General features: G+C 34.1%; 26 protein-coding genes. 21 read left to right on the top strand and 5 right to left on the bottom strand.

Features of this window, described 5'->3' with window-relative positions; translation table 11 throughout:
* Positions 1 to 33: 33 nt before the first annotated feature.
* From JM80_RS16145 to JM80_RS16125, 5 genes are all read right to left on the bottom strand, one after another.
* A complete protein-coding gene (locus tag JM80_RS16145; protein ID WP_013621703.1) occupies positions 34 to 1,458 on the bottom strand; it encodes a SusD/RagB family nutrient-binding outer membrane lipoprotein in 1,425 nt (474 codons plus the stop codon).
* A gap of 11 nt (positions 1,459 to 1,469) precedes the next feature.
* Complete coding sequence (locus JM80_RS16140) at positions 1,470 to 4,700, bottom strand: SusC/RagA family TonB-linked outer membrane protein (RefSeq protein WP_144711065.1); 3,231 nt, start codon at positions 4,698 to 4,700, stop codon at positions 1,470 to 1,472.
* 246 nt (positions 4,701 to 4,946) lie between these two features.
* Positions 4,947 to 5,393, bottom strand: coding sequence for a hypothetical protein (locus JM80_RS16135; protein WP_141103699.1), 447 nt, complete (start codon positions 5,391 to 5,393; stop codon positions 4,947 to 4,949).
* A gap of 60 nt (positions 5,394 to 5,453) precedes the next feature.
* Positions 5,454 to 6,959 (bottom strand): RagB/SusD family nutrient uptake outer membrane protein, encoded by a 1,506-nt coding sequence (locus JM80_RS16130; RefSeq protein ID WP_144711063.1) that lies wholly within the window; start codon positions 6,957 to 6,959, stop codon positions 5,454 to 5,456.
* 11 nt (positions 6,960 to 6,970) lie between these two features.
* Entirely contained in the window at positions 6,971 to 10,072 is a 3,102-nt protein-coding gene (locus JM80_RS16125; RefSeq protein ID WP_144711061.1) for a SusC/RagA family TonB-linked outer membrane protein, read from the bottom strand.
* Between the two features lie 315 nt (positions 10,073 to 10,387).
* Here JM80_RS16125 and rpsL point away from each other — a divergent pair, with 315 nt between their 5' ends.
* The 21 genes from rpsL to rplR all read left to right on the top strand — a co-directional run bounded on the left by rpsL (position 10,388) and on the right by rplR (position 21,529).
* Positions 10,388 to 10,762, top strand: coding sequence for a 30S ribosomal protein S12 (gene rpsL / locus JM80_RS16120; RefSeq protein WP_013621708.1), 375 nt, complete (start codon positions 10,388 to 10,390; stop codon positions 10,760 to 10,762).
* 26 nt (positions 10,763 to 10,788) lie between these two features.
* Positions 10,789 to 11,265: a 30S ribosomal protein S7 gene (gene rpsG, locus JM80_RS16115; protein ID WP_013621709.1), complete on the top strand. Its 477-nt coding sequence runs from the start codon at positions 10,789 to 10,791 to the stop codon at positions 11,263 to 11,265.
* A gap of 5 nt (positions 11,266 to 11,270) precedes the next feature.
* A complete protein-coding gene (gene fusA, locus JM80_RS16110; protein ID WP_013621710.1) occupies positions 11,271 to 13,403 on the top strand; it encodes an elongation factor G in 2,133 nt (710 codons plus the stop codon).
* A gap of 10 nt (positions 13,404 to 13,413) precedes the next feature.
* A complete protein-coding gene (rpsJ, locus tag JM80_RS16105) occupies positions 13,414 to 13,719 on the top strand; it encodes a 30S ribosomal protein S10 (RefSeq protein ID WP_013621711.1) in 306 nt (101 codons plus the stop codon).
* A 160-nt stretch (positions 13,720 to 13,879) separates the two neighbouring features.
* Positions 13,880 to 14,497: a 50S ribosomal protein L3 gene (gene rplC / locus JM80_RS16100; RefSeq protein WP_013621712.1), complete on the top strand. Its 618-nt coding sequence runs from the start codon at positions 13,880 to 13,882 to the stop codon at positions 14,495 to 14,497.
* Entirely contained in the window at positions 14,497 to 15,126 is a 630-nt protein-coding gene (gene rplD / locus JM80_RS16095) for a 50S ribosomal protein L4 (protein WP_013621713.1), read from the top strand. Before rplC ends, rplD begins: the two co-directional genes overlap by 1 nt.
* A gap of 7 nt (positions 15,127 to 15,133) precedes the next feature.
* Positions 15,134 to 15,424: a 50S ribosomal protein L23 gene (rplW, locus tag JM80_RS16090; protein ID WP_013621714.1), complete on the top strand. Its 291-nt coding sequence runs from the start codon at positions 15,134 to 15,136 to the stop codon at positions 15,422 to 15,424.
* A gap of 9 nt (positions 15,425 to 15,433) precedes the next feature.
* Positions 15,434 to 16,258, top strand: coding sequence for a 50S ribosomal protein L2 (gene rplB, locus JM80_RS16085; protein ID WP_013621715.1), 825 nt, complete (start codon positions 15,434 to 15,436; stop codon positions 16,256 to 16,258).
* Positions 16,259 to 16,270: 12 nt separating this feature from the next.
* The gene (gene rpsS, locus JM80_RS16080; protein WP_013621716.1) at positions 16,271 to 16,549 is read left to right on the top strand and encodes a 30S ribosomal protein S19; all 279 of its coding nucleotides are present in this window, start codon (positions 16,271 to 16,273) and stop codon (positions 16,547 to 16,549) included.
* Positions 16,550 to 16,552: 3 nt separating this feature from the next.
* Positions 16,553 to 16,960, top strand: a complete 408-nt coding sequence (gene rplV / locus JM80_RS16075) for a 50S ribosomal protein L22 (RefSeq protein WP_013621717.1) — start codon at positions 16,553 to 16,555, stop codon at positions 16,958 to 16,960.
* A 9-nt stretch (positions 16,961 to 16,969) separates the two neighbouring features.
* Positions 16,970 to 17,686, top strand: a complete 717-nt coding sequence (gene rpsC / locus JM80_RS16070; protein WP_013621718.1) for a 30S ribosomal protein S3 — start codon at positions 16,970 to 16,972, stop codon at positions 17,684 to 17,686.
* A 20-nt stretch (positions 17,687 to 17,706) separates the two neighbouring features.
* Positions 17,707 to 18,126 carry a 50S ribosomal protein L16 gene (gene rplP, locus JM80_RS16065; protein WP_013621719.1) on the top strand — a complete coding sequence of 140 codons (420 nt, stop codon included), beginning with the start codon at positions 17,707 to 17,709 and terminating at the stop codon, positions 18,124 to 18,126.
* An 18-nt stretch (positions 18,127 to 18,144) separates the two neighbouring features.
* The gene (gene rpmC / locus JM80_RS16060) at positions 18,145 to 18,336 is read left to right on the top strand and encodes a 50S ribosomal protein L29 (RefSeq protein WP_013621720.1); all 192 of its coding nucleotides are present in this window, start codon (positions 18,145 to 18,147) and stop codon (positions 18,334 to 18,336) included.
* Between the two features lie 13 nt (positions 18,337 to 18,349).
* A complete protein-coding gene (gene rpsQ, locus JM80_RS16055) occupies positions 18,350 to 18,607 on the top strand; it encodes a 30S ribosomal protein S17 (protein WP_013621721.1) in 258 nt (85 codons plus the stop codon).
* A 1-nt stretch (position 18,608) separates the two neighbouring features.
* A complete protein-coding gene (rplN, locus tag JM80_RS16050) occupies positions 18,609 to 18,977 on the top strand; it encodes a 50S ribosomal protein L14 (protein WP_034642780.1) in 369 nt (122 codons plus the stop codon).
* Positions 18,978 to 18,988: 11 nt separating this feature from the next.
* Positions 18,989 to 19,303 (top strand): 50S ribosomal protein L24, encoded by a 315-nt coding sequence (gene rplX, locus JM80_RS16045; RefSeq protein ID WP_013621723.1) that lies wholly within the window; start codon positions 18,989 to 18,991, stop codon positions 19,301 to 19,303.
* Positions 19,304 to 19,305: 2 nt separating this feature from the next.
* On the top strand, positions 19,306 to 19,857 hold the full coding sequence (gene rplE / locus JM80_RS16040; RefSeq protein ID WP_013621724.1) for a 50S ribosomal protein L5: 552 nt from the start codon (positions 19,306 to 19,308) through the stop codon (positions 19,855 to 19,857).
* Position 19,858: 1 nt separating this feature from the next.
* On the top strand, positions 19,859 to 20,128 hold the full coding sequence (gene rpsN, locus JM80_RS16035; RefSeq protein ID WP_013621725.1) for a 30S ribosomal protein S14: 270 nt from the start codon (positions 19,859 to 19,861) through the stop codon (positions 20,126 to 20,128).
* 75 nt (positions 20,129 to 20,203) lie between these two features.
* Complete coding sequence (gene rpsH / locus JM80_RS16030) at positions 20,204 to 20,602, top strand: 30S ribosomal protein S8 (protein ID WP_013621726.1); 399 nt, start codon at positions 20,204 to 20,206, stop codon at positions 20,600 to 20,602.
* Positions 20,603 to 20,621: 19 nt separating this feature from the next.
* Positions 20,622 to 21,164: a 50S ribosomal protein L6 gene (rplF, locus tag JM80_RS16025; RefSeq protein ID WP_013621727.1), complete on the top strand. Its 543-nt coding sequence runs from the start codon at positions 20,622 to 20,624 to the stop codon at positions 21,162 to 21,164.
* An 11-nt stretch (positions 21,165 to 21,175) separates the two neighbouring features.
* Complete coding sequence (gene rplR, locus JM80_RS16020; protein ID WP_013621728.1) at positions 21,176 to 21,529, top strand: 50S ribosomal protein L18; 354 nt, start codon at positions 21,176 to 21,178, stop codon at positions 21,527 to 21,529.
* Positions 21,530 to 21,533 lie beyond the last annotated feature (4 nt).

The following is a 21,533-nucleotide window of genomic DNA, read 5'->3' as shown; positions in this document are numbered from 1 at the left end:
CAGGTTTGAAATATATTTGAAATTAAAATAATTTTAATTTACATCCCACCAAACTTTTGTTGTCATATCTCCTGGTGTAGAAGTAACTGCTTCTAGTGAAGCTGCATTTGATGTTGTTTCAGATAAAGGATATGGCATACGTACTGGAATTGTACTAATGAATGCCGCTTCTGGTGCTGTTAATTGTGGATAATCTAATCTTCTCCACTCATTCCAAGCTTCAAAACCTTTAGCATATAACGCAACCCATTTTTGAACCCCAATAGATTCTTTCCAGTTAGCAGCATCATAAGGATTATTAGTTAAGTAATCACTTATAGCTGCAGAATCATCTATACCCCAATAGTTCATAGAAGCTGTAACAGCGTTGTTGTATGCTGCTTCTGCATCTCCAGTTAATATACCTCTTTGGTAAGCTTCAGCTAATAAAAATTGTACTTCTGCATAAGACATAATTACGTGAGGTGCTGTTGCAGCTCTAACTAAATCGCTTGGTCTAGAAGTTGTAGGCTTTAATACTGTAGCGTCATTATCACTTAAGCCGTAAGGCATACCAACAATTGAACCACTAGAAGCAGGTTTAGCATATACTTCTAACCTTGGGTCACCTAGGTCTGTTAGGGTAGTAACTAAATATTCAGAAACCGCATAATCATCTCTATTATTTATGTTTACATTTCTCCATAATGGGTTAGACCTATCTGGTGCGGCATCAAAAGTAAATAAAGCATTTTCTACATTGCTTGAGATTAAATTAGAAGCTGCAGCTGTTGCATATTGTGTAGCTGTTGCTAAATCAACGTCGGATAGACGTATGGCATATTTTAGCATAAGTGAATTTGTTAACTTAATCCAGCTATCAACATTTCCGTTATAGACTACATCTCCACTGGTAAAAGAAGGAGAGCTAGTGTCAAAACTATTACTTGCTTGTTCTAAAGTTTCTAAAATCCCTAAATAAACATTTTCCTGAGAGTCATAACTTGGTAAGTTAAACTCGCTGTTAATTGCTTCAGTATAAGGAACTGCGCCAAAACCATCAGATAAGAAAGTAAATACTTGAGACGACATTACATCTAAGATATTTTTCCTGTTAGTTTTGATGTTGTCAGATACGTCTTGTAATTCTACTAATTCTTTGGCAGAATTTAGTTCTTTAAGTATAGATACATACATTGTAGACCACGTACCATCAAAAGCAGTAATTGTTTGATTGTATCTACTGTCTTCAGTATATTCATTTTCTGCCCACTGTTGTGTCATTAACATACCCCATCCAGCATTAACTCCTGTTCCGGCCATACTGTTGTAGAATGTGTATTCTGCTGTAGTTAGTAGGGTAGAAGGGCTAACTATAACCGCATTGTTAGGGTCAACATTTAGTTCTTCAAGTCCATTATCACAAGCGCAAAACATAGTTGCAGAAAGTAATAAGGTAAATATTTTATTTTTTTTCATGATTTAATAATTTAAAATTTAGCAGATAAATTAACACCAAATGATCTTGTTGGTGGAACCTGTGCGTTCTCCAAACCTTGTACGTTACCAGAGCCTGTAATAACTTGAGGGTCAATATATGGTACATCTGCAGAGATTATAGCTAAGTTTCTGCCAAATACACTAAGATTTACACTTGTAAAAGGAAGGTCTTTTAACACTTTAGCAGGTAAAGAATAACTTAATCTTACGTCTCTAAATTTAATAAAGCTAGCATCATAAACGTTAGGAGCAGCTCTATTCCAATATGTTTGGTAATAAGTTTGTGGATCTATTCTTGTAGTATTTACAGCTCCAGTAGATGTTACACCAGGTAAAACCATTCCGTTAGCTCTAGTGTCACTTTCGCCATTAAAGGCTACAGTTTCTGGGTGCATACCTGAGTATTTGGCCCACTGTAAAGAAGTAGAGTGTATTATACCACCTTCTTGAAAATCTATTAAACCAGACAATGTAAAGTTTTTATACGTAAAAGATGTACTTACACCTCCAACCCAGTCAGCAATTGCAGATCCTAGGTAAACTCTATCATCAGTAAATAGGTATGCTCCATCATCACCAACAACTTTGTTTCCGTTGTCATCATAAATGTAATCTTGACCGTACATAGCCATATATGGTTTACCTTCTTGAATTCTTAAATCGGCAGCCCATGTACCACCCATGTTTATACTTTCAACTAAAGTTTCACCATTTTCATCTTTTAACAATTCAACCACTTCATTTTTCTGTTGAGTAAGGTTTAATCCTATATCCCATCTAAAGTTTTCTGTTTGAATTGGAGTACCATTAATTTGGAATTCAAAACCTGAATTTTTCATACTACCAGCATTCAATAATTTTGATGAATAACCTGTAGATGATGAAGTTGGTACGTTAAAAATTTGGTCTTCAGTAAGTCTGTCGTAGTAAGAAGCATCAATACTTAATCTACTATTAAATAATTTAACTAAAATACCGAATTCTGTTTCTGTAGTTAACTCATTAACTAAGTCAGGATTTTGCTGTGAGTTAGGAACTGTGTACATTGGGAAACTTCCAAAATTTGGAGTCAAAGGAGAATATACATCAGATAACCTATATGGATCTGCATCATTACCCGCTTGAGCAATACTAGCTCTAAGCTTAACAAAATTTACTACGTTACTACCTTTTATGAAATCTAATTCAGATAAAGCAAAACTTATAGAAGCAGCAGGATAAAAATAGCTATTGTTCTTTTTTGGAAGTGTAGAAGACCAGTCATTTCTAGCAGATAAATCTAAGAATAACATATCTTTAAAACCAAAAGAAGTTGATCCAAATATACTATTAATTCCTTTGTTAGCCTCGTAAGTATCTGTGTTAGCAGCAGCACTAGAATTGCTAATATTGTAAAAACGATCTACTACCAAACCACCAGAAGTTGCAGCAGTTATTCTTTTTGTAAACTGTCTCATCCTGTTAGCACCCAATATACCACTAAAAGTAAAGTCTTCAGAAAAATCTTTTTGATAGTTTAATCTAACCTCAAAGTTGTTTTCTTGGAATTTTCTTTCAGTTTCAACATATTTAGAAGGATCTACTGATCTAAATGGAATACCTTCCATTAAACTAAATTGAGATATATCTGTACCAAATTGAGAAGATAAGCTTAAGTTGTCAGTTATAGCATAGCTAAAGTTAGCGTTACCAAAAACTCTATTTCTAGTATCTTCTTGCATAAAGTTATTTCTAACCCATGATGGATTATCAAAATAATTAGGTGTAGGATCAAAAGAAGTTAAGTTACCAGAAGCATCTGTAACAATTCCTTTTGGGTTCCAAGTGTATTGGTTACCTTCTGTTGTGTTTTGTTGATTTTTAATTCTCTCAACATCTAATTGTGTTTGCCACCATTGGTTAAATCCTTGTAAAGGGTTTCCGTTGCTATAACCTGTAATGTTTCTGTTTTGAGCTTCTGTTTTTATGTAGCTCATTGTTACACCAGCTTTTAATTTTTCTGTTAAATTATAAGTTGTGTTTAGGTTTACTGTATTTCTCTGTAAAGCACCATTAGGAGTTGTACCTGTTTGGTCTACATTAGAATAACCCAATCTAAAAGAGCCTTTTTCATTTGCGCCGCTTAACGCAACACTATTCATAAGAGTTACACCGGTATTAAAGAATGAATCATATGTGTTATCAGGGGCAACCCAAGGTCTAGTTTCTTTGTAGTTACTAGCTCCTGGATCCCAAGAATCCCAATGTCTAACATTTACATTTGGGTCAAATTTAGGACCCCAAGATCCATCTTTTCCGTAGTTGGGAGCTAAATATGCTACACCATCTTGTGTAAATTCATTAAATCCACTTGGTGTATCATAAGATGAACCACCACCATACATTCTTTGGTGAGGTATTAAGTTTCTAACTTCATCAATAGTAATACTACTATCAAAAGTAATACCTAAACCTTTTTTCTCAGATCCATTTTTAGTTGTAATTAAGATTACACCATTTGCACCTCTAGACCCGTATATTGCAGTTGCAGCAGCACCTTTTAATACAGACATAGTTTTAATACTTGAAGGGTCTATATCTGAAGCAGAGTTACCATAATCATAATTACCTCCACCAAAACCTCTTTCTTGGCTTGAGTCAGAAAAACTTTGGTTACTAACAGGTACACCGTCAATAACAAATAATGGTTGGTTATTTCCTAAGAAAGAGTTTGATCCTCTAATAGTTATTCTAGAAGATCCTCCTAAAGTAGATGAACTACCTTGTATTTGTACACCGGCGACTTTACCTTGTAAAGAGTTTACAATGTTAACTTCTTTGGCGTTATCAATACTTTCTCCTGTAACTTTTTGAACAGCATAACCAATAGCTTTTTCTTTCTTGCTTATACCAAGTCCAGTAACAATAACTTCTTGAAGAGCTTCAGCATCTTCCTGCATTTGTACGTTAATAACGTTAGAGTTACTAACAGTACGAGAAGTAGGTGTTTGACCTAAATAAGTAAATAAAAGTACTTGCCCGCTAGATGCAGAAATAGTGTATTTCCCATCAAAATCTGTTTGAGTACCTGTAGTTGTTCCTTGTACAAGGATGTTTACGCCTGGCAATGGTATACCATCTTGATCGGTAACTGTACCAGAAATCGTTTTTTGTTGTGCAAAAGTTAAGTGCACAATAAACGCTAAGAGTAGCGTTAAGATTCCTCTTTGTTTTGTTTTCATTTTTTTGAAATTTGAATTAGTCGGTTTCAAAAGTCAAAAAATAATGTTAATTAAAAAAATAATATTCACTTTATTTTAACAAATAGAGTAAATTATTAAAATAACATATGTTTTTTTAACATGTACAATTGTATTTTTATTGTTAATTAAGGATATTTTATAGCTAATGTTTGTTATTAAAAAAAGCCTTTGAATTTCTTCAAAGACTTTTTTCGTTACTACTCAAATATTAAAAAATAAAATCATTTAAAAGCTGATATTTACTGGGTAATTTTTTTTATACTCAATGAGTATTTTTTTTTTGTCTTTTCTACTAAAAGTTATTTTACCATTAATTAAAATTTCAGCTTTATTGTGAAAAATATATTTATTGCTATGTTTTAATACATTGTACAAATGCATTCCCATATCAATAGTATTTGCTTTTTCTGTTAATGTTTTGCCTTCAACTTTTAAGCTTGTAAAACTGTAAGAGGGTATTGAAAAATTATTTACTTTTTCAATGTTATTCTTATGTGTTACTTTTATGTCATCTATAATAATCCAGTTACCATCTTTTATTTTAAATAAGTTACTTTCAGGGTAATTTATAGATATAATGTTATTGGATTTTTTTATTGTATTATTAGTACAGCTAAAAACCAGTGATAATGTTACTAATGTTATAATAGTTTTTAGTTGTTTTTTTAACATATCTAAAAGTTGAAAATTACGGAGCTTTTGAGTTTTTATTAACTCCGTAATCATTAATTTTTAATTTCCGTTCCAAGAGTTACTTCCATCAGCAGTTCCTTCTTGGGAACCATTAGATTCACCTCCAAAAGTATATAATTGATCTCCTGTGATTTCTAATTCTGTTCCAGGTACAGGAAACTGTAGAGGAGTTCCGGTTTGTAATAAATCGTGTCTTCTCATAAACATCCATTGAGTACCTATTGTGCTACCTAAGTCTAGTTCTATAGAATATTCATAAAACAATGCTTTTTCAATTTCTTCAGGTGTACCTCCAGTTGTTATGCCACCTTTAGTAAATCTTACAGAATTGTCTAGTATAGTTTTAGCGGCACCTGCACCAGATGCATATAATGTTGCTTCTGCTTTTATGTAGTCTAGTTCTTCTGTGTGAAATATGTCTGTAGATAAACCAGGATCTGTTCCTCTATCATTGTTAGTGAAATACCTACGATGTCTGTAGTTTGTAAATAATTCTCTACCTCTAGACTCTCTTAAGAAGCCAAACGCAGTAACATATTCAAAATATTCATCTAATCTTGGGTCAGAAGAATTTGCAGGTTCAGGTGTTACTGAAGCATCTGTTGGATAATCTTTAGGATATGTTTCATCAAATAATGAAGCAATTTTAATATCAGTAGGCAAATAACCAGCACCATCACTTAAAGTATAAGTAGACCAGTCTTGCATATTGTTAAAAAATTGATAACCGCCATCTGTAGGAGGGTTAAAATCCTCTGTAATCCCTTTGTTAGCATATGTAAGTACTTTGTTATAATCCGTTGTACTAGCTTCTGCTTTAGTTCTAGGTAAGTTAATTAATATTTTAGCAGCAAAAGAATTTGCTAGCTTAATAAAAGTAGCATTGTCAATAGTATATGCATTGTGTATTTTTAACGATATACTAGAATCGCTTTGAGCTAAAGAGATAGCAGTATCTAGATTCTGAATGGCAACATCATTAAGTTCTTTGTAAGTCTTAAACTCTAAAGCGGCTAAATCTGTATCAGGATTTACTATATATGCTTTATCAAAAAGTAAAGATATGTAGCCTTGACATAAGCCTTTAACAAAGTATGCTGTTGCTAACATTTCTTGAGTTTTATCTACATCATCAACAATCATAGTATTTCCTTTAAACTCAATTAAGTCAATAACTGTGTTAGCGCTATATATGTAATTGTTTAATGAAGACCAGTTAGACCCTACGTGTGAGCCTAAATCAGCATTTGTACTACTGTTGTTTATTTGTACTCTAGGTTGATTTGCAAAATTCCAAAAACTTAAATAAGCATTAGTCGTTGTTGTTTGATCAGCCATTAAATTCATATAAATACCTGTAAACCCTATTAAATGTGTAAAGGCATTTGTTGTAGAACCGTCTAGCAAACTTTTAACGTCGTCTGCACTTGCTAGTGCTTGAACTAGATCTGGTTGGTTCGTGTTTTCTACATCTAAATCTTCACAGCTGGTAAAAATTGCGCTGGAAATGATGCATAACGTTATTTTGTATATTAATCTTTTCATTTTTCTCTTTTTTAAAATTTAATCATAAATGTGAAAGAATAATTTCTGAAGTTAGGATAAGCAAATTCATCTAATCTAAAGTTAGTTGGGTTTTGACCTATTGCAACTTCAGGATCCCATCCTGTATAGTTTGTCCATGTAAATAAGTTTCTACCACTTATTCCGAATTTAATACTATCAATGAAATCAATATTCATTTGTTCGCCTGTTAGAGTATAGTCTAATGATATTTCTCTAATTTTTACGAAAGAACCGTCCTCTACAAAGTGATCAGTTGGATCTGATTTGTTGTATATATTTTGAGCGTAATTTTGGTTTTTGCCAGCAGCTCCAAATGTTTGTAAGTCAATATGTCTCTCGTTAAAGTATAAAAGTTGCTTAGTGTAGTTGTATATATCACCACCTTGTTGCCAATCTGTTAATACATATAATCCTAAGTTTTTATATTTAAAAGAAGATGAAAAACCTACATTGAAATCAGGGTTGGTGTCACCTATTTTTGATATTAAATCTGAATTTGAAGCTTCATCGTATAATTTTACAGGAGCTTCATCTGCTGTACCAATTGCACTTGTTAAAACAACAAAACCATCACTGTTTACAGAGTAATCACTTACAGTTCCTCCTTGCGTACCATTTAATACTGCTCCAGAATTATCTGTTATTAGTTGATCTGTAGATTTTGCAAAAGTTTGTCCAAACATAGTACCGTATGGTAAATTTTCTTCAACTCTAAAAATGTCAATTGCAGAGTTAGTATTTCTCGTAAATGGAGCAATACCATTTAGGTCAGTTATCTCTTGTGTTCCCTTGTCAAAATTAACTTGGAAATCCCATGAGAAATTTTTGTTCTTAATGATATTACCAGATAAAGACATTTCTATGTATTTGCTAGAAATTTCACCAATATTTTGCCATTGAGTAGAGAAACCTGCAACACCAGATAATGGTACCTGAATCATTGCATCAATAGTTTTTGTGTCTGCATAACTGGTAGAGAAAGAAAATCTGTCTAAGAAATCAATATCCAAACCAACCTCTAATTCTCTAGTTTCTGAAGGTTTTAAAAATGTATTACCTAAAGCACCAGGTACTATTGAGTTTGCATTAACAGTAAATGTTTCGTATTGAGCATTAAATGCAGGAGGTCTTTGACCAGCAGTACCATAAGCAGCTCTTAATTTGAATTCTTCTATTCCGTTAATGTCTAAATCTTGCGATAATCTATATGCTAATGATCCTCTGTAGTACATTTTGTTTCTTTCATCGCTACCAAACAAAGAAGATTGATCAAACCTAACTAAACCATTAAGTATTAACTTGTCTTTATAATCCAAATCAACATTGACAAAATAGTTTTTAGCAATTTCTTTTTGGTAATAAGAAGAAACACTTCTATTGTCAATTGGAGTATTTTGTATTGTTTCAACACCTTGAGCTGCTATAAAATCGTAACCAGAAGTGTTTAAACTTTTAAATTGTCTGTTTTCAAACAAGTATTTTAAACTCGCTGCAAAATTCAAATCAGGAGAAAGTTCTGTAAAATAATTTAATTGCATTGACGATACTAAAGTACTTGTTTTACTTTCGTTTAAAGTTATGCTACCATTGTTAAGTGTAGGACTTGGTGTAGGTGTAATAAATCCTGATTTTACTATTCCCTTGTATGAGTATATGGTTTGATCTAAACTTTGTTGTGCAGAAAAGCTAAAATTATCTGTTATGTCATAATTCAAAGAAGCTCCTAATAACATTCTTTGTCTATCAAACCCATCTCTTCTATTTTGTAGCACATAAAGAGGGTTTTGGAAATTAGAACCTTGTACTTCATAACCGCTAGGTACGTTAGAGTATTCGCCATCTGCTGTTTTTTCTTGTAAGTTAATAAAAGGCTCTACAACCAGGCCACTATAAAATACATTGGCACCTTGTCCTTGTTCAGTTACATTAATACCTTTTGTTTGCGCTAATGATCCGTTAAATTTAACAGTAACCTTATCAGAGGCTTTAACATCAAAGTTAGCTCTAAAGTTATTTCTTTTGTATGGGTCTAAACCTTCTATAATACCCTTTGTCTCATTTCTTTGGGCAGATAAAAAATAGTTAATATCATTTTTAGATCCACCAATCGAAACAGTATTGGTTTCAAAAGGTTGGTTAGTAAAAATATTATCAACATTGTTTATGTTGTTAGTTAGGTATGGGTTGTCAAAAACCGCATCATCATCTAGTACTCTGTTTCCAGTAGATAAATCAAAACCGTAGTTGCTAGTGTCTGGAGTTGACGGGTCATTATCCCAATCACCCATTCTAACTCCTTGTGAGTCATTTTTATATGGGTGTACGGATGATAAATCGTAATCATTAGCAATTTCAGAGAAACCATACTCTGTTTTAACAGTTACTTGCATTTTTCCACGCCCTTTTTTAGTGATGATTTGAATAACACCATTACCGGCTAATGAACCATAAAGAGAAGATGCGGCAGCACCTTTAATAACCTCCATAGATTCGATGTTTTCAACAGCTATATCTTTAAGAGATCCATCAGTAATAATTCCATCTACTATAATTAAAGGTGATTGTGACCCAGATATAGATGTAGAACCTCTTAATCTAATTGAAGCATCAGAAGAAGGGTTTCCAGATGGACTAACGATTCTTACACCAGCAACCTTACCTCTTAGGGCATTTGCAGGATCAGCCGCAGGAACATTTTGTAAACTCTCTTCGCTTACCTTGCTTAGCGCAAAACCCAGTTTTTTAGTTGATGTACCTCTGGCAACACCAGTAACAACAATTTCATCTAACGCTTCTGCATCTTCTTCCATTTGAACGTTAATGACGTTGTTTGTCCCAATAGCTCTAGTGGTTTCTTTTTGTCCAATGTAGGTGTAGATTAAAACCTGACCAACATTACCCGCTATAGTATACTCGCCATCAAATCCAGTTTGAGTTCCTATTTTAGTTCCTTTAACAAGGATGTTAACTCCTGGTAGAGGTAAACCATCTTGATCGGTTACTGTACCAGAAATCGTTTTTTGTTGTGCAAATGATAAGTGCACAATAAACGCTAATAATAGCGTTAAGATTCCTCTTTTTTTTGTCTTCATTTTTATGAGTTTTGAATTAGTCGATTTCAAAAATCTTAAATTAATGTTAATTAAAAAAATATAATTAGCTTTTTTTTAACATTCAAGCTTAATTTCAGGATTAACAAATGTTAAATAATAATTAGCAATTGATACTTTGTTTTGTTTTTGTTGATGATATTTGAAGTTGTTTTTTTGTAAATGAATTTGATTTTGTCTAGAGTGTTTCTTGAAAAAAAATAAAATTAATGTGTAACTATTTGAATTTTAATAAATAATTACTACATTTGCCGCCCTTAAAAGAAGGGAAAAAATTTATATACATATAAATATAGTATGCCAACAATTTCACAATTAGTACGAAAAGGAAGGGTCTCAATTACTAAGAAGAGTAAATCGGCTGCTTTGGATTCGTGTCCTCAAAGAAGAGGGGTTTGTACGCGTGTTTACACAACTACTCCAAAGAAACCAAACTCTGCAATGCGTAAAGTTGCAAGGGTTAGGTTAACAAATGGAAAAGAAGTAAATGCTTACATCCCGGGTGAGGGTCACAATTTACAAGAGCACTCGATAGTATTAGTAAGAGGCGGAAGAGTAAAAGATTTACCAGGTGTTAGATATCACATCGTTAGAGGTGCTTTGGATACAGCAGGTGTTGCTGGAAGAACTCAGCGTAGGTCTAAGTATGGAGCTAAACGCCCTAAGAAGTAATTAACTAACACTTTTAAAGAGAAGAAATGAGAAAAAAACAGGCGAAAAAAAGGCCTCTTTTACCGGATCCAAAATTTAATGATCAATTAGTGACGCGTTTCGTTAATATGATGATGTGGGATGGTAAAAAATCTGTAGCCTTTAAGGTGTTCTATGATGCAATTGCAATTGTAGATGAAAAAAATACTGACGAGGAAAAGTCGGCTTTGGAATTATGGAAGGAAGCGTTATCTAATGTTATGCCTCACGTAGAAGTGCGTAGTCGTAGAGTTGGTGGTGCTACATTTCAAATACCAATGCAGATTAGACCAGATCGTAAAATATCTACAGCTATGAAGTGGTTGATTAGTTATTCTCGTAAGAGAAATGAAAAATCAATGGCTCAGAAGTTAGCTGCTGAAATCTTAGCTGCTGCTAAAGAGGAAGGTGCTGCTGTTAAAAAGAGAGTAGATACTCATAAGATGGCTGAAGCAAACAAAGCATTCTCACATTTTAGATTCTAATAGTAATGGGAAGAGATTTAAGATATACAAGGAATATAGGTATTGCAGCTCATATTGATGCTGGTAAAACAACAACAACTGAACGTATTTTATTTTATACGGGTGTTAGTCATAAAATAGGAGAAGTGCATGATGGTGCTGCTACTATGGATTGGATGGAGCAGGAGCAGGAAAGAGGTATTACAATTACTTCTGCTGCAACTACTTGTACTTGGCAGTTTCCAATGGAAAATGCAAAGCCATTACCAGAGACTAAAGATTATCACTTTAATATTATTGATACTCCGGGTCACGTAGATTTTACTGTTGAGGTAAATAGATCTTTACGTGTTTTAGATGGTTTAGTTTTCTTATTTAGTGCTGTTGATGGTGTTGAGCCTCAGTCAGAAACTAACTGGAGATTAGCTGATAACTATAAGGTTCCGCGTATTGGTTTTGTTAATAAAATGGATCGTCAGGGTTCTAACTTCTTAAAGGTTTGTGGTCAGGTAAAAACAATGTTGGGTTCTAATGCGGTTCCTATTGTATTGCCAATTGGTGATGAGGCTGATTTTAGAGGTATTGTTGATTTAGCAAAGAATAGAGCTATTGTTTGGCATGATGAGAACTTTGGGGCAACTTTTGATGTTGTTGATATTCCTGAAGAGATGAAAGCTGAAGTGAAGCAGTATAGAGCTGCTTTAATAGAGGCTGTGGCTGAATATGATGAGGAGTTAATGGAGAAATTTTTTGAGGATGAAGATTCAATCTCAGAGGAGGAAGTTCATGCTGCTTTAAGAGCTGCTGTTATGGATAGAGCAATTATTCCTATGGTTTGTGGTTCTTCATTTAAAAATAAAGGAGTACAGTTTTTATTAGATGCTGTATGTAGATATTTACCTTCTCCGGTGGATAAGGATGATATTGTGGGTACGGATCCAGATACTGGTGAATCTGTTACGCGTAAGCCGGATGCTAAGGAGCCATTTGCTGCATTAGCGTTTAAAATTGCTACAGATCCTTTTGTTGGTCGTTTAGCCTTTTTTAGAGCTTATTCTGGTCGTTTAGATGCAGGTTCTTATATTTTAAATAATAGATCTGGAAAAAAAGAACGTATTTCTCGTATTTACCAAATGCACTCAAATAAGCAAAATGCTATTGATTATATCGAAGCAGGAGATATTGGTGCGGCTGTAGGATTTAAGGATATTAAGACTGGTGATACTATGTCTGATGAAAAAAATCCTATTGTATTGGAAAGTATGGATTTCCCAGATCCAGTAATTGGTATAGCTGTTGAGCCTAAGACTAAAGCTGATGTTGATAAGTTAGGTATGGCTTTAGGAAAGCTTGCAGAAGAAGATCCAACATTTACAGTAAGAACGGATGAGGCTTCTGGTCAAACAATTATATCTGGTATGGGTGAGCTTCACTTGGATATTATTGTTGATCGTTTAAAGCGTGAATTTAAAGTTGAGGTTAATCAAGGTGAGCCTCAGGTAGAATATAAAGAAGCGTTAACAAAAACTGCTAACCATAGAGAGACGTATAAAAAACAATCTGGTGGTCGTGGTAAGTTTGGTGATATTGTTTTTGAAATGGGTCCTGTGGATTCTGATTTCGAAGGTGAAGGTCTTCAGTTTGTTGATGAGATTAAAGGTGGTCGTATTCCAAAAGAATTTATACCTGCTGTGCAAAAAGGATTTGAAATCGCTATGAAGAATGGTCCTTTAGCTGGTTATGAAATGGATACTATGAGAATAGTTCTAAAAGATGGATCTTTCCACCCAGTGGATTCTGATGCATTATCTTTTGAGTTAGCTGCTAAAATGGGTTATAAAGCTGCTGGTAAAGCTGCTGGTGCTGTTATAATGGAGCCTATTATGAAAATGGAGGTGTTAACTCCAGAGGAAAATATGGGTGATATTGTAGGTGACTTAAATAGAAGAAGAGGTGTAATTAGTAGTATGGATGATAGAGCTGGTTCTAAGGTTGTTAAAGCTGAAGTTCCATTATCTGAAATGTTTGGTTATGTAACTTCATTAAGAACATTATCTTCTGGTAGAGCAACATCTACAATGGAATTTTCTCACTATGCAGAAACTCCATCTAATATATCTGAAGAAGTAATAAAAGCAGCAAAAGGAGCAACCGCTTAAATTTAGTAAAATGAGTCAAAAAATTAGAATAAAATTAAAATCTTACGATCACAATTTAGTGGATAAGTCTGCTGAGAAAATTGTAAAGACGGTTAAGACTACTGGAGCGGTTATTACGGGTCCAATTCCGTTACCAACTCACAAGAAAATATTTACGGTATTGCGTTCACCGCACGTAAACAAAAAATCTAGAGAGCAATTTCAGTTAAGTTCTTATAAAAGATTATTGGATATTTATAGTTCTTCTTCTAAAACTATTGATGCTCTAATGAAGTTAGAGTTGCCAAGTGGTGTAGAGGTAGAGATTAAAGTTTAAGTATCTATGTCTGCTTCTGGATGAAGTAGATGACATGTCCTGAGCGTTTCGCGATGGAAAGACGGAAAAAATAAATTCAGGGTTGAGTTATTTTTGACCCTGTTTTTTTGTCAAAAAGTTAAGTAGTAAACAAGTAATTAATAATTAATAATTAATAAATATGTCTGGGTTAATTGGAAGAAAGATTGGCATGACCAGCATCTTTGATGAAAATGGAAAAAATATTCCATGTACAGTAATCGAAGCTGGACCATGTGTTGTTACCCAAGTCAGAACCGAAGAGGTTGACGGGTATAATGCCCTTCAGCTTGGTTTCGATGACAAGGCAGAAAAGCGTGCTAATAAGGCTCAAATGGGTCATTTTAAAAAGGCAGGTACTTCTCCTAAGAAAAAAGTCGTTGAATTCCAAGATTTTGAAGGTGAGTACAAATTAGGTGACACTGTAGGTGTTGATCAATTTGTAGAAGGTGAATTTGTAGATGTAGTTGGTACATCTAAAGGTAAAGGTTTTCAAGGTGTTGTTAAAAGACATGGCTTTGGAGGTGTTGGTCAGGCTACGCATGGTCAGCATAACAGATTAAGAGCTCCTGGTTCTATTGGTGCTGCTTCTTATCCTGCAAGAGTATTTAAGGGTATGAAGATGGCAGGTAGAATGGGTGGTGAAAGAGTCACTGTTCAAAACCTTAGAGTTTATAAAGTAGTTCCAGAAAAAAATCTTTTAGTAGTAAAAGGTTGTGTTCCTGGTCATAAAAACGCTTACGTAACTATTCAGAAGTAATGAAAGTAGCAGTTTTAGATAGTAAAGGAAAAGATACGGGTAGAAAGGTAGACCTTTCTGATTCGGTATTCGCAATAGAGCCTAATAAGCATGCTGTATATTTAGATGTTAAGCAGTATTTAGCGCATCAGAGGCAAGGAAACCACAAGTCAAAGGAAAGAGCTGAGATTGCTGGTAGTACAAGAAAAATAAAGAAGCAAAAGGGAACAGGTACTGCTCGTGCGGGTAGTATTAAGTCTCCAGTTTTTAGAGGTGGTGGTCGTATTTTTGGTCCTCGCCCTAAAGATTACAAGCAGAAATTAAATAAAAACGTTAAGCGTTTAGCGAGAAAATCTGCTTTTAGTATTAAACAAAATGAGAACGCAATTTTAGTAGTTGAAGACTTTAATTTTGATGCTCCAAAAACGAAAGAATTTACACAAGTTCTTAAGTCTTTAGGTATTGAAAATAAAAAATCTTTAATTGTGTTGGGTGATTCAAATAATAATGTATATTTGTCATCGCGCAATTTAAAGCGTTCCGAAGTTGTAATTAACTCAGAATTAAGCACTTACAAAATACTTAATGCTTCAAGTGTAGTGTTATGTGAGAGTGCATTGGAGGGAATTGTATCGAACTTAAACAAATAGAAAAGCAATGAGTGTATTAATTAAGCCAATAATTACGGAAAAAATGACCGCTGATAGCGAGTTATATAATCGTTATGGTTTCGTTGTGGATTTAAATGCCAATAAAATCCAAATTAAGGATGCTGTAGAGCAGGCTTATGGGGTTACGGTAAAAGATGTTCGAACAATGATTTACGGACCAAAGCGTAAAACACGTCACACTAAGACAGGTGTGCAGCACGGAAAAACTAATAGTTATAAGAAAGCTATTATTGACGTGGTAGAAGGAGATATAATTGATTTTTATAATAATCTATAAAGACAAAGAATGTCAGTTAGAAAATTAAAACCAATCACTCCAGGACAGCGATTTAGAGTAGTAAACGGATTTGACGCGATTACTACTGATAAGCCGGAGAAAAGTTTACTTGCTCCGTTAAAAAAGTCTGGAGGTAGAAACAGTCAGGGGAAAATGACAATGCGCCAAAAAGGTGGAGGTCATAAGAGAAGGTATCGTGTAGTTGATTTTAAGCGTGATAAACAAGGTGTTGTTGCGACTGTAGAATCTATTCAGTACGATCCAAACAGAACAGCTTTTATTGCATTAGTAGAGTATACTGATGGTGAAAAGAGATATGTTGTTGCTCAAAACGGTTTAGAAGTAGGTCAGAAGATTTCTTCTGGTGAATCTGCTTCGCCAGAGATAGGGAATGCTTTACCATTAAGTGCTATTCCTTTAGGAACAATTATTTCTTGTATAGAACTACGTCCTGGACAAGGAGCTGTAATGGCTAGGAGTGCAGGTACTTTTGCTCAGTTAATGGCAAAGGATGGAAAATTTGTAACTGTTAAGTTGCCATCTGGTGAGACTAGATTAGTTTTAGCGGGTTGTATGGCTACGATAGGAGCGGTATCAAATTCTGATCACCAATTACTTGTATCTGGTAAAGCGGGTAGAAGTAGATGGTTGGGTAGAAGACCAAGAACAAGACCAGTAGCAATGAACCCTGTAGATCATCCAATGGGTGGTGGTGAAGGTAGAGCTTCAGGTGGTCATCCAAGATCAAGAAATGGTATTCCTGCTAAAGGATTTAGAACTCGTTCTAAAACTAAGGATACAAATAGATATATATTAGAACGTAGAAAGAAATAAAATTAGAAAAAAATGGCACGTTCACTAAAGAAAGGACCTTACGTTCATTATAGTTTAGAGAAAAAAGTTCAACAAAATGTTGAGTCGGGTAAAAAAGCGGTTATTAAGACTTGGTCTAGAGCTTCTATGATTACTCCTGATTTTGTTGGTCAAACTATAGCAGTACACAACGGTAGACAATTTGTTCCTGTTTATGTAACAGAGAATATGGTAGGGCATAAATTAGGAGAATTTTCACCAACTAGATCTTTTAGAGGTCATGCTGGTGCGAAGAACAAAGGAAAAAAGTAAGCTATGGGAGTTCGTAAAAAACAGATGGCCGAAAGAATTAAGGCTGAAAAGAAAAAGATTGCTTTTGCAAAGTTGAACAACTGTCCAACTTCGCCAAGAAAAATGCGTCTTGTTGCAGATTTAATTAGAGGTGTACAGGTAGAAAAAGCTTTGGCTATATTAAAGTTTAGTCAAAAAGAAGCTTCAAGAAGGGTAGAAAAGTTATTGCTTTCTGCTATAGCTAACTGGCAGTCTAAAAATGAAGATGCTGATATTGAAGAAGCTGATCTTATTGTTAAAGAAATAAGAGTAGATAGTGGGGCAATGTTAAAAAGGTTAAGACCTGCGCCACAAGGAAGAGCACATAGAATTAGAAAACGTTCTAACCACGTAACATTGGTTTTAGAATCTAACAATAAAACTCAAAGCTAAGACATTACTATGGGACAAAAAACAAATCCAATCGGGAATCGTCTAGGTATCATCAGAGGTTGGGAATCTAACTGGTATGGTGGAAATGATTATGGAGATAAATTAGCAGAGGATGATAAAATACGTAAGTATGTTCATGCTCGTTTAGCAAAAGCTAGTGTTTCTAGAGTTATTATAGAGCGTACTTTAAAGCTTGTAACTGTAACTATTACTACTGCTAGACCTGGTATTATTATCGGTAAAGGTGGGCAGGAAGTAGATAAGTTAAAAGAGGAGCTTAAGAAGATTACTAGTAAAGAAGTTCAGATTAATATTTTTGAAATTAAGAGACCAGAAGTAGATGCAAATCTTGTAGCTGCTAGTGTTGCTCGTCAAATTGAAAATAGAATTTCTTATAGAAGAGCTATAAAAATGGCAATTGCTGCAGCAATGAGAATGAATGCAGAAGGTATAAAAATTCAAATCTCTGGAAGATTAAACGGTGCTGAGATGGCGCGTTCTGAAGCTTACAAAGATGGTAGAATTCCATTGTCTACTTTTAGAGCAGATATAGACTATGCATTAAATGAAGCACATACTACTTATGGTAGATTAGGTATAAAAGTGTGGATTATGAAAGGTGAGGTTTATGGTAAAAGAGAACTTTCTCCATTAGTTGGTATGTCTAAAGGACAGGGCAAAGGTGGAAGAAATGAGGGGCCTAAGAAACAACGTCGTAGAAAGTAATTATTTAAAGAGATAGAGAAATGTTACAACCAAAAAGAACCAAATTTCGTAAAGCGCAGAAAGGCCGTATGAAAGGACTTTCGCAAAGAGGGCATCAGCTTTCTAACGGTATGTTCGGTATAAAATCTTTAGATTCTAAGTTTATTACTTCACGTCAGATAGAGGCGGCTCGTATTGCTGCTACTAGATATATGAAGAGAGAAGGACAGTTATGGATAAAAATATTTCCGGACAAGCCTATTACTAAAAAGCCATTAGAAGTACGTATGGGTAAAGGTAAAGGTGCTCCAGAATATTTTGTTGCTGTTGTGAAACCAGGTAGAATTATGTTTGAGATTGCAGGTGTTCCTATGGACATCGCTAAAGAGGCTTTACGTCTTGCGGCTCAAAAATTACCGGTAAAGACTAAATTTATTGTTGCTAGAGATTATTCAGCTTAATTTATAATTTAAGGAATCATGAAACAATCAGAAGTAAAAGAATTATCAGTTGAAGATTTAAAAAATAAATTAGCTGAGTACAAAAAACAGTATGGCGATTTAAAATTAGCACATTCTGTTACACCTTTGGAGAATCCACTTCAAATCAGAAAGACGAGAAGAACGGTGGCTAGACTAGCAACTGAATTAACTAAAAGGGATAACCAATAATTGGTTCTGCTTTATGGAAAAAAGAAATTTAAGAAAAGAGAGAGTAGGAGTTGTTACTAGCAACAAAATGGAGAAATCAATTGTGGTTTCAGAAGTTAAGCGTGTTAAGCACCCTATGTACGGTAAGTTCGTGTTAAAAACAAAGAAATATGTTGCGCACGACGAAACAAACGATTGCAATATTGGTGATACAGTAAAAATAATGGAGACTCGTCCATTGAGTAGAACTAAGTGTTGGAGATTGGTGGAAATTTTAGAAAGAGCTAAATAATATGTTACAGCAAGAATCTAGACTAAAAGTGGCAGACAATACAGGGGCAAAAGAAGTTTTGACTATACGTGTATTGGGCGGTACAAAAAGAAGATATGCATCTGTTGGAGATAAAATAGTAGTGTCTGTTAAAGATGCTACTCCAAACGGAGGTATCAAAAAAGGTGCTGTTTCAACTGCAGTGGTTGTAAGAACAAAGAAAGAAGTAAGAAGACAAGATGGATCTTACATTCGTTTTGATGATAATGCGTGTGTATTATTAAACCCAACGGGTGAAATGAGAGGTACGCGTGTTTTTGGACCTGTTGCAAGAGAGCTTCGTGATAAGCAATTCATGAAGATTGTTTCATTAGCCCCTGAGGTACTTTAATATTCAGAAAAATGATGAAGTTAAAAATTAAAACAGGAGATACAGTAAGAATTATAGCTGGAGACCATAAAGGTACAGAAGGTAAAGTTGTTAGTGTAGACCGTGAAAAAAATAAGGCAATTGTTGAAGGTGCTAATATGGTATCTAAGCATGAAAAGCCTAGCGCAAACAATCCTCAAGGAGGAATCGTTAAAAAGGAAGCTCCATTACACATTTCTAACCTATCTTTAATTGATCCTAAATCAGGAGAAACTACAAGAGTTGGTTATGAAGTAAGAGATGGTAAGAAAGTGAGATTTTCTAAAAAATCTAATGAAGTAATTTAATTATGACTTACACTCCAAGATTAAAACAAGAATATAAAGAGCGTATTGTTTCATCTCTTACAGAAGAGTTTGAGTACAAAAACGTTATGCAGGTGCCAAAACTTACTAAAATAGTTTTAAGTAGAGGTATTGGTGCTGCAGTTGCAGATAAAAAGCTTATAGATCACGCTATTGATGAGTTAACACTTATCACTGGTCAAAAAGCAGTTTCTACAATGTCTAAAAAAGATGTTGCTTCATTTAAATTACGTAAAGGAATGCCAATTGGTGCTAAAGTTACGTTAAGAGGTGAGAGAATGTATGAGTTTTTAGATAGGTTAATTACAAGTGCGTTGCCACGTGTTAGAGATTTTCAAGGTATTAAGGCTACAGGTTTTGATGGTCGTGGAAACTATAACTTAGGTATTACAGAGCAAATTATATTTCCAGAAATAAACATTGATAAGATTAATAGAATCAATGGTATGGATATTACATTTGTAACTACTGCTGAGACTGATAAAGAAGCTAAATCATTATTAACTCATTTAGGATTACCTTTTAAAAAGAATTAGTATGGCTAAAGAATCAATGAAGGCCCGCGAAAGAAAAAGAGCGGCAACAGTTGCAAAATATGCTGAGAAAAGAAAAGCTTTAAAAGAAGCTGGAGATTATGAAGCATTACAAAAATTACCAAAAAATGCTTCACCTGTTCGTATGCATAACAGATGTAAGTTAACAGGAAGACCAAAAGGTTATATGAGAACTTTTGGTATTTCTAGGGTAACTTTTAGAGAAATGGCTAACAATGGTTTAATCCCAGGGGTTAAAAAAGCAAGTTGGTAAACAATAAACAATCAATATAAATTGGTTTCAGGTTTAACAAAAAAAGTTAAAAACCGTCACCGCAAATTATTTTAAATGGTAACAGATCCTATAGCAGATTATTTAACAAGAGTTAGAAATGCCAGTCGTGCAGGTCACAGAGTGGTAGAGATTCCTGCTTCAAATCTAAAAACAGAAATAACTAAAATATTATTTGATCAAGGATATATTTTAAGTTATAAAGTCATTGAAGACGCAGTACAGGGTACAATTAAAATTGCTTTGAAATACAATAAAGCAACTAAAGAGCCTGTAATTAAAAAAATACAACGAGTAAGTAAGCCAGGTTTACGTAAGTATGCTGGTTCTTCAGACTTGCCAAGAGTACTTAACGGTTTAGGTATCGCTATAGTTTCTACTTCTCATGGAGTTATGACTAGCAAGCAAGCTAAGTTAGAAAAAGTTGGTGGTGAAGTTTTATGCTACGTTTATTAATCTATAAAGAATAAGAATAATGTCTAGAATAGGTAATAATCCAGTAACAATTCCTGAGGGTGTAACCGTAGAGGTTAACGATAATGTAGTTACTATGAAAGGTAAATTGGGTGAATTAACTCAAGAGTTTTCAGGAATTTCAGTAAAAATAGAAGAAGGATCAATCATTGTAACGAGAAATTCAGAACATAAGAGTGATAAAGCTAAGCACGGTTTGTACAGAGCTTTATTCTTTAATATGATTGAAGGGGTTTCTAAAGGTTGGACTAAAGAATTAGAATTGGTTGGTGTAGGTTATAGAGCTAGCCACCAAGGACAAAAATTAGATTTGGCTGTTGGTTTTTCACACAATATAGTTCTGGACATAGCTCCAGAAGTAAAAGTGGAAACAGTTTCTGAGAAAGGAAAGAATCCAATTGTAAAATTAACATCTTTTGACAAGCAATTAGTAGGTCAAGTAGCGGCAAAAATAAGAGCTTTCCGTAAGCCAGAGCCATACAAAGGAAAAGGTATTAAGTTTGTTGGAGAAATATTAAGAAGAAAAGCAGGTAAATCAGCTTAATAATTAGCAATATGGGATTATCAAAGACTGAAAGAAGATACAGAATCAAGAGAAGGATTAGAAAAGTTTCATTTGGAACTGCAACTAGACCAAGATTAGCTGTATTTAGAAGTAATAAAGAAATTTACGCTCAAATTATTGATGATAATGCAGGAACTACTTTAGTTGCTGCTTCATCAAGAGATAAAGAGCTAGATGCAAAAGGAACTAAAATAGAAATAGCAAACCAAGTTGGTAAAGCTATTGCTGAAAAGGCTTTAAAAGCTGGTATAGAGACTATTGCTTTTGATAGAGGTGGAAACTTATACCACGGAAGAATTAAATCATTAGCAGAAGGTGCTAGAGAAGGCGGACTTAAATTCTAATATA

Origin of the sequence: Cellulophaga sp. RHA_52, from assembly GCF_007827205.1 — a bacterium.
Taxonomy (GTDB): domain Bacteria; phylum Bacteroidota; class Bacteroidia; order Flavobacteriales; family Flavobacteriaceae; genus Cellulophaga; species Cellulophaga lytica.
This window is presented reverse-complemented; position numbering and strand designations above follow the sequence as displayed.

What these genes read in the sequence shown, in the direction of transcription:
- rplE (WP_013621724.1), top strand. Translation starts at nt 19,306, where the DNA reads ATGACTTACACTCCAAGATTAAAACAAGAATATAAAGAGCGTATTGTT.
- rpsH (WP_013621726.1), top strand. Translation starts at nt 20,204, where the DNA reads ATGGTAACAGATCCTATAGCAGATTATTTAACAAGAGTTAGAAATGCC.
- rpsL (WP_013621708.1), top strand. Translation starts at nt 10,388, where the DNA reads ATGCCAACAATTTCACAATTAGTACGAAAAGGAAGGGTCTCAATTACT.
- rpsQ (WP_013621721.1), top strand. Translation starts at nt 18,350, where the DNA reads ATGGAAAAAAGAAATTTAAGAAAAGAGAGAGTAGGAGTTGTTACTAGC.
- JM80_RS16135 (WP_141103699.1), bottom strand. Translation starts at nt 5,393, where the DNA reads ATGTTAAAAAAACAACTAAAAACTATTATAACATTAGTAACATTATCA.
- JM80_RS16145 (WP_013621703.1), bottom strand. Translation starts at nt 1,458, where the DNA reads ATGAAAAAAAATAAAATATTTACCTTATTACTTTCTGCAACTATGTTT.
- rpsN (WP_013621725.1), top strand. Translation starts at nt 19,859, where the DNA reads ATGGCTAAAGAATCAATGAAGGCCCGCGAAAGAAAAAGAGCGGCAACA.
- rplD (WP_013621713.1), top strand. Translation starts at nt 14,497, where the DNA reads ATGAAAGTAGCAGTTTTAGATAGTAAAGGAAAAGATACGGGTAGAAAG.
- rplX (WP_013621723.1), top strand. Translation starts at nt 18,989, where the DNA reads ATGATGAAGTTAAAAATTAAAACAGGAGATACAGTAAGAATTATAGCT.
- JM80_RS16125 (WP_144711061.1), bottom strand. Translation starts at nt 10,072, where the DNA reads ATGAAGACAAAAAAAAGAGGAATCTTAACGCTATTATTAGCGTTTATT.
- JM80_RS16130 (WP_144711063.1), bottom strand. Translation starts at nt 6,959, where the DNA reads ATGAAAAGATTAATATACAAAATAACGTTATGCATCATTTCCAGCGCA.
- fusA (WP_013621710.1), top strand. Translation starts at nt 11,271, where the DNA reads ATGGGAAGAGATTTAAGATATACAAGGAATATAGGTATTGCAGCTCAT.
- rplB (WP_013621715.1), top strand. Translation starts at nt 15,434, where the DNA reads ATGTCAGTTAGAAAATTAAAACCAATCACTCCAGGACAGCGATTTAGA.
- rpsC (WP_013621718.1), top strand. Translation starts at nt 16,970, where the DNA reads ATGGGACAAAAAACAAATCCAATCGGGAATCGTCTAGGTATCATCAGA.
- rplW (WP_013621714.1), top strand. Translation starts at nt 15,134, where the DNA reads ATGAGTGTATTAATTAAGCCAATAATTACGGAAAAAATGACCGCTGAT.
- JM80_RS16140 (WP_144711065.1), bottom strand. Translation starts at nt 4,700, where the DNA reads ATGAAAACAAAACAAAGAGGAATCTTAACGCTACTCTTAGCGTTTATT.
- rplC (WP_013621712.1), top strand. Translation starts at nt 13,880, where the DNA reads ATGTCTGGGTTAATTGGAAGAAAGATTGGCATGACCAGCATCTTTGAT.
- rpsS (WP_013621716.1), top strand. Translation starts at nt 16,271, where the DNA reads ATGGCACGTTCACTAAAGAAAGGACCTTACGTTCATTATAGTTTAGAG.
- rplP (WP_013621719.1), top strand. Translation starts at nt 17,707, where the DNA reads ATGTTACAACCAAAAAGAACCAAATTTCGTAAAGCGCAGAAAGGCCGT.
- rplN (WP_034642780.1), top strand. Translation starts at nt 18,609, where the DNA reads ATGTTACAGCAAGAATCTAGACTAAAAGTGGCAGACAATACAGGGGCA.
- rplR (WP_013621728.1), top strand. Translation starts at nt 21,176, where the DNA reads ATGGGATTATCAAAGACTGAAAGAAGATACAGAATCAAGAGAAGGATT.
- rplF (WP_013621727.1), top strand. Translation starts at nt 20,622, where the DNA reads ATGTCTAGAATAGGTAATAATCCAGTAACAATTCCTGAGGGTGTAACC.
- rpmC (WP_013621720.1), top strand. Translation starts at nt 18,145, where the DNA reads ATGAAACAATCAGAAGTAAAAGAATTATCAGTTGAAGATTTAAAAAAT.
- rpsJ (WP_013621711.1), top strand. Translation starts at nt 13,414, where the DNA reads ATGAGTCAAAAAATTAGAATAAAATTAAAATCTTACGATCACAATTTA.
- rplV (WP_013621717.1), top strand. Translation starts at nt 16,553, where the DNA reads ATGGGAGTTCGTAAAAAACAGATGGCCGAAAGAATTAAGGCTGAAAAG.
- rpsG (WP_013621709.1), top strand. Translation starts at nt 10,789, where the DNA reads ATGAGAAAAAAACAGGCGAAAAAAAGGCCTCTTTTACCGGATCCAAAA.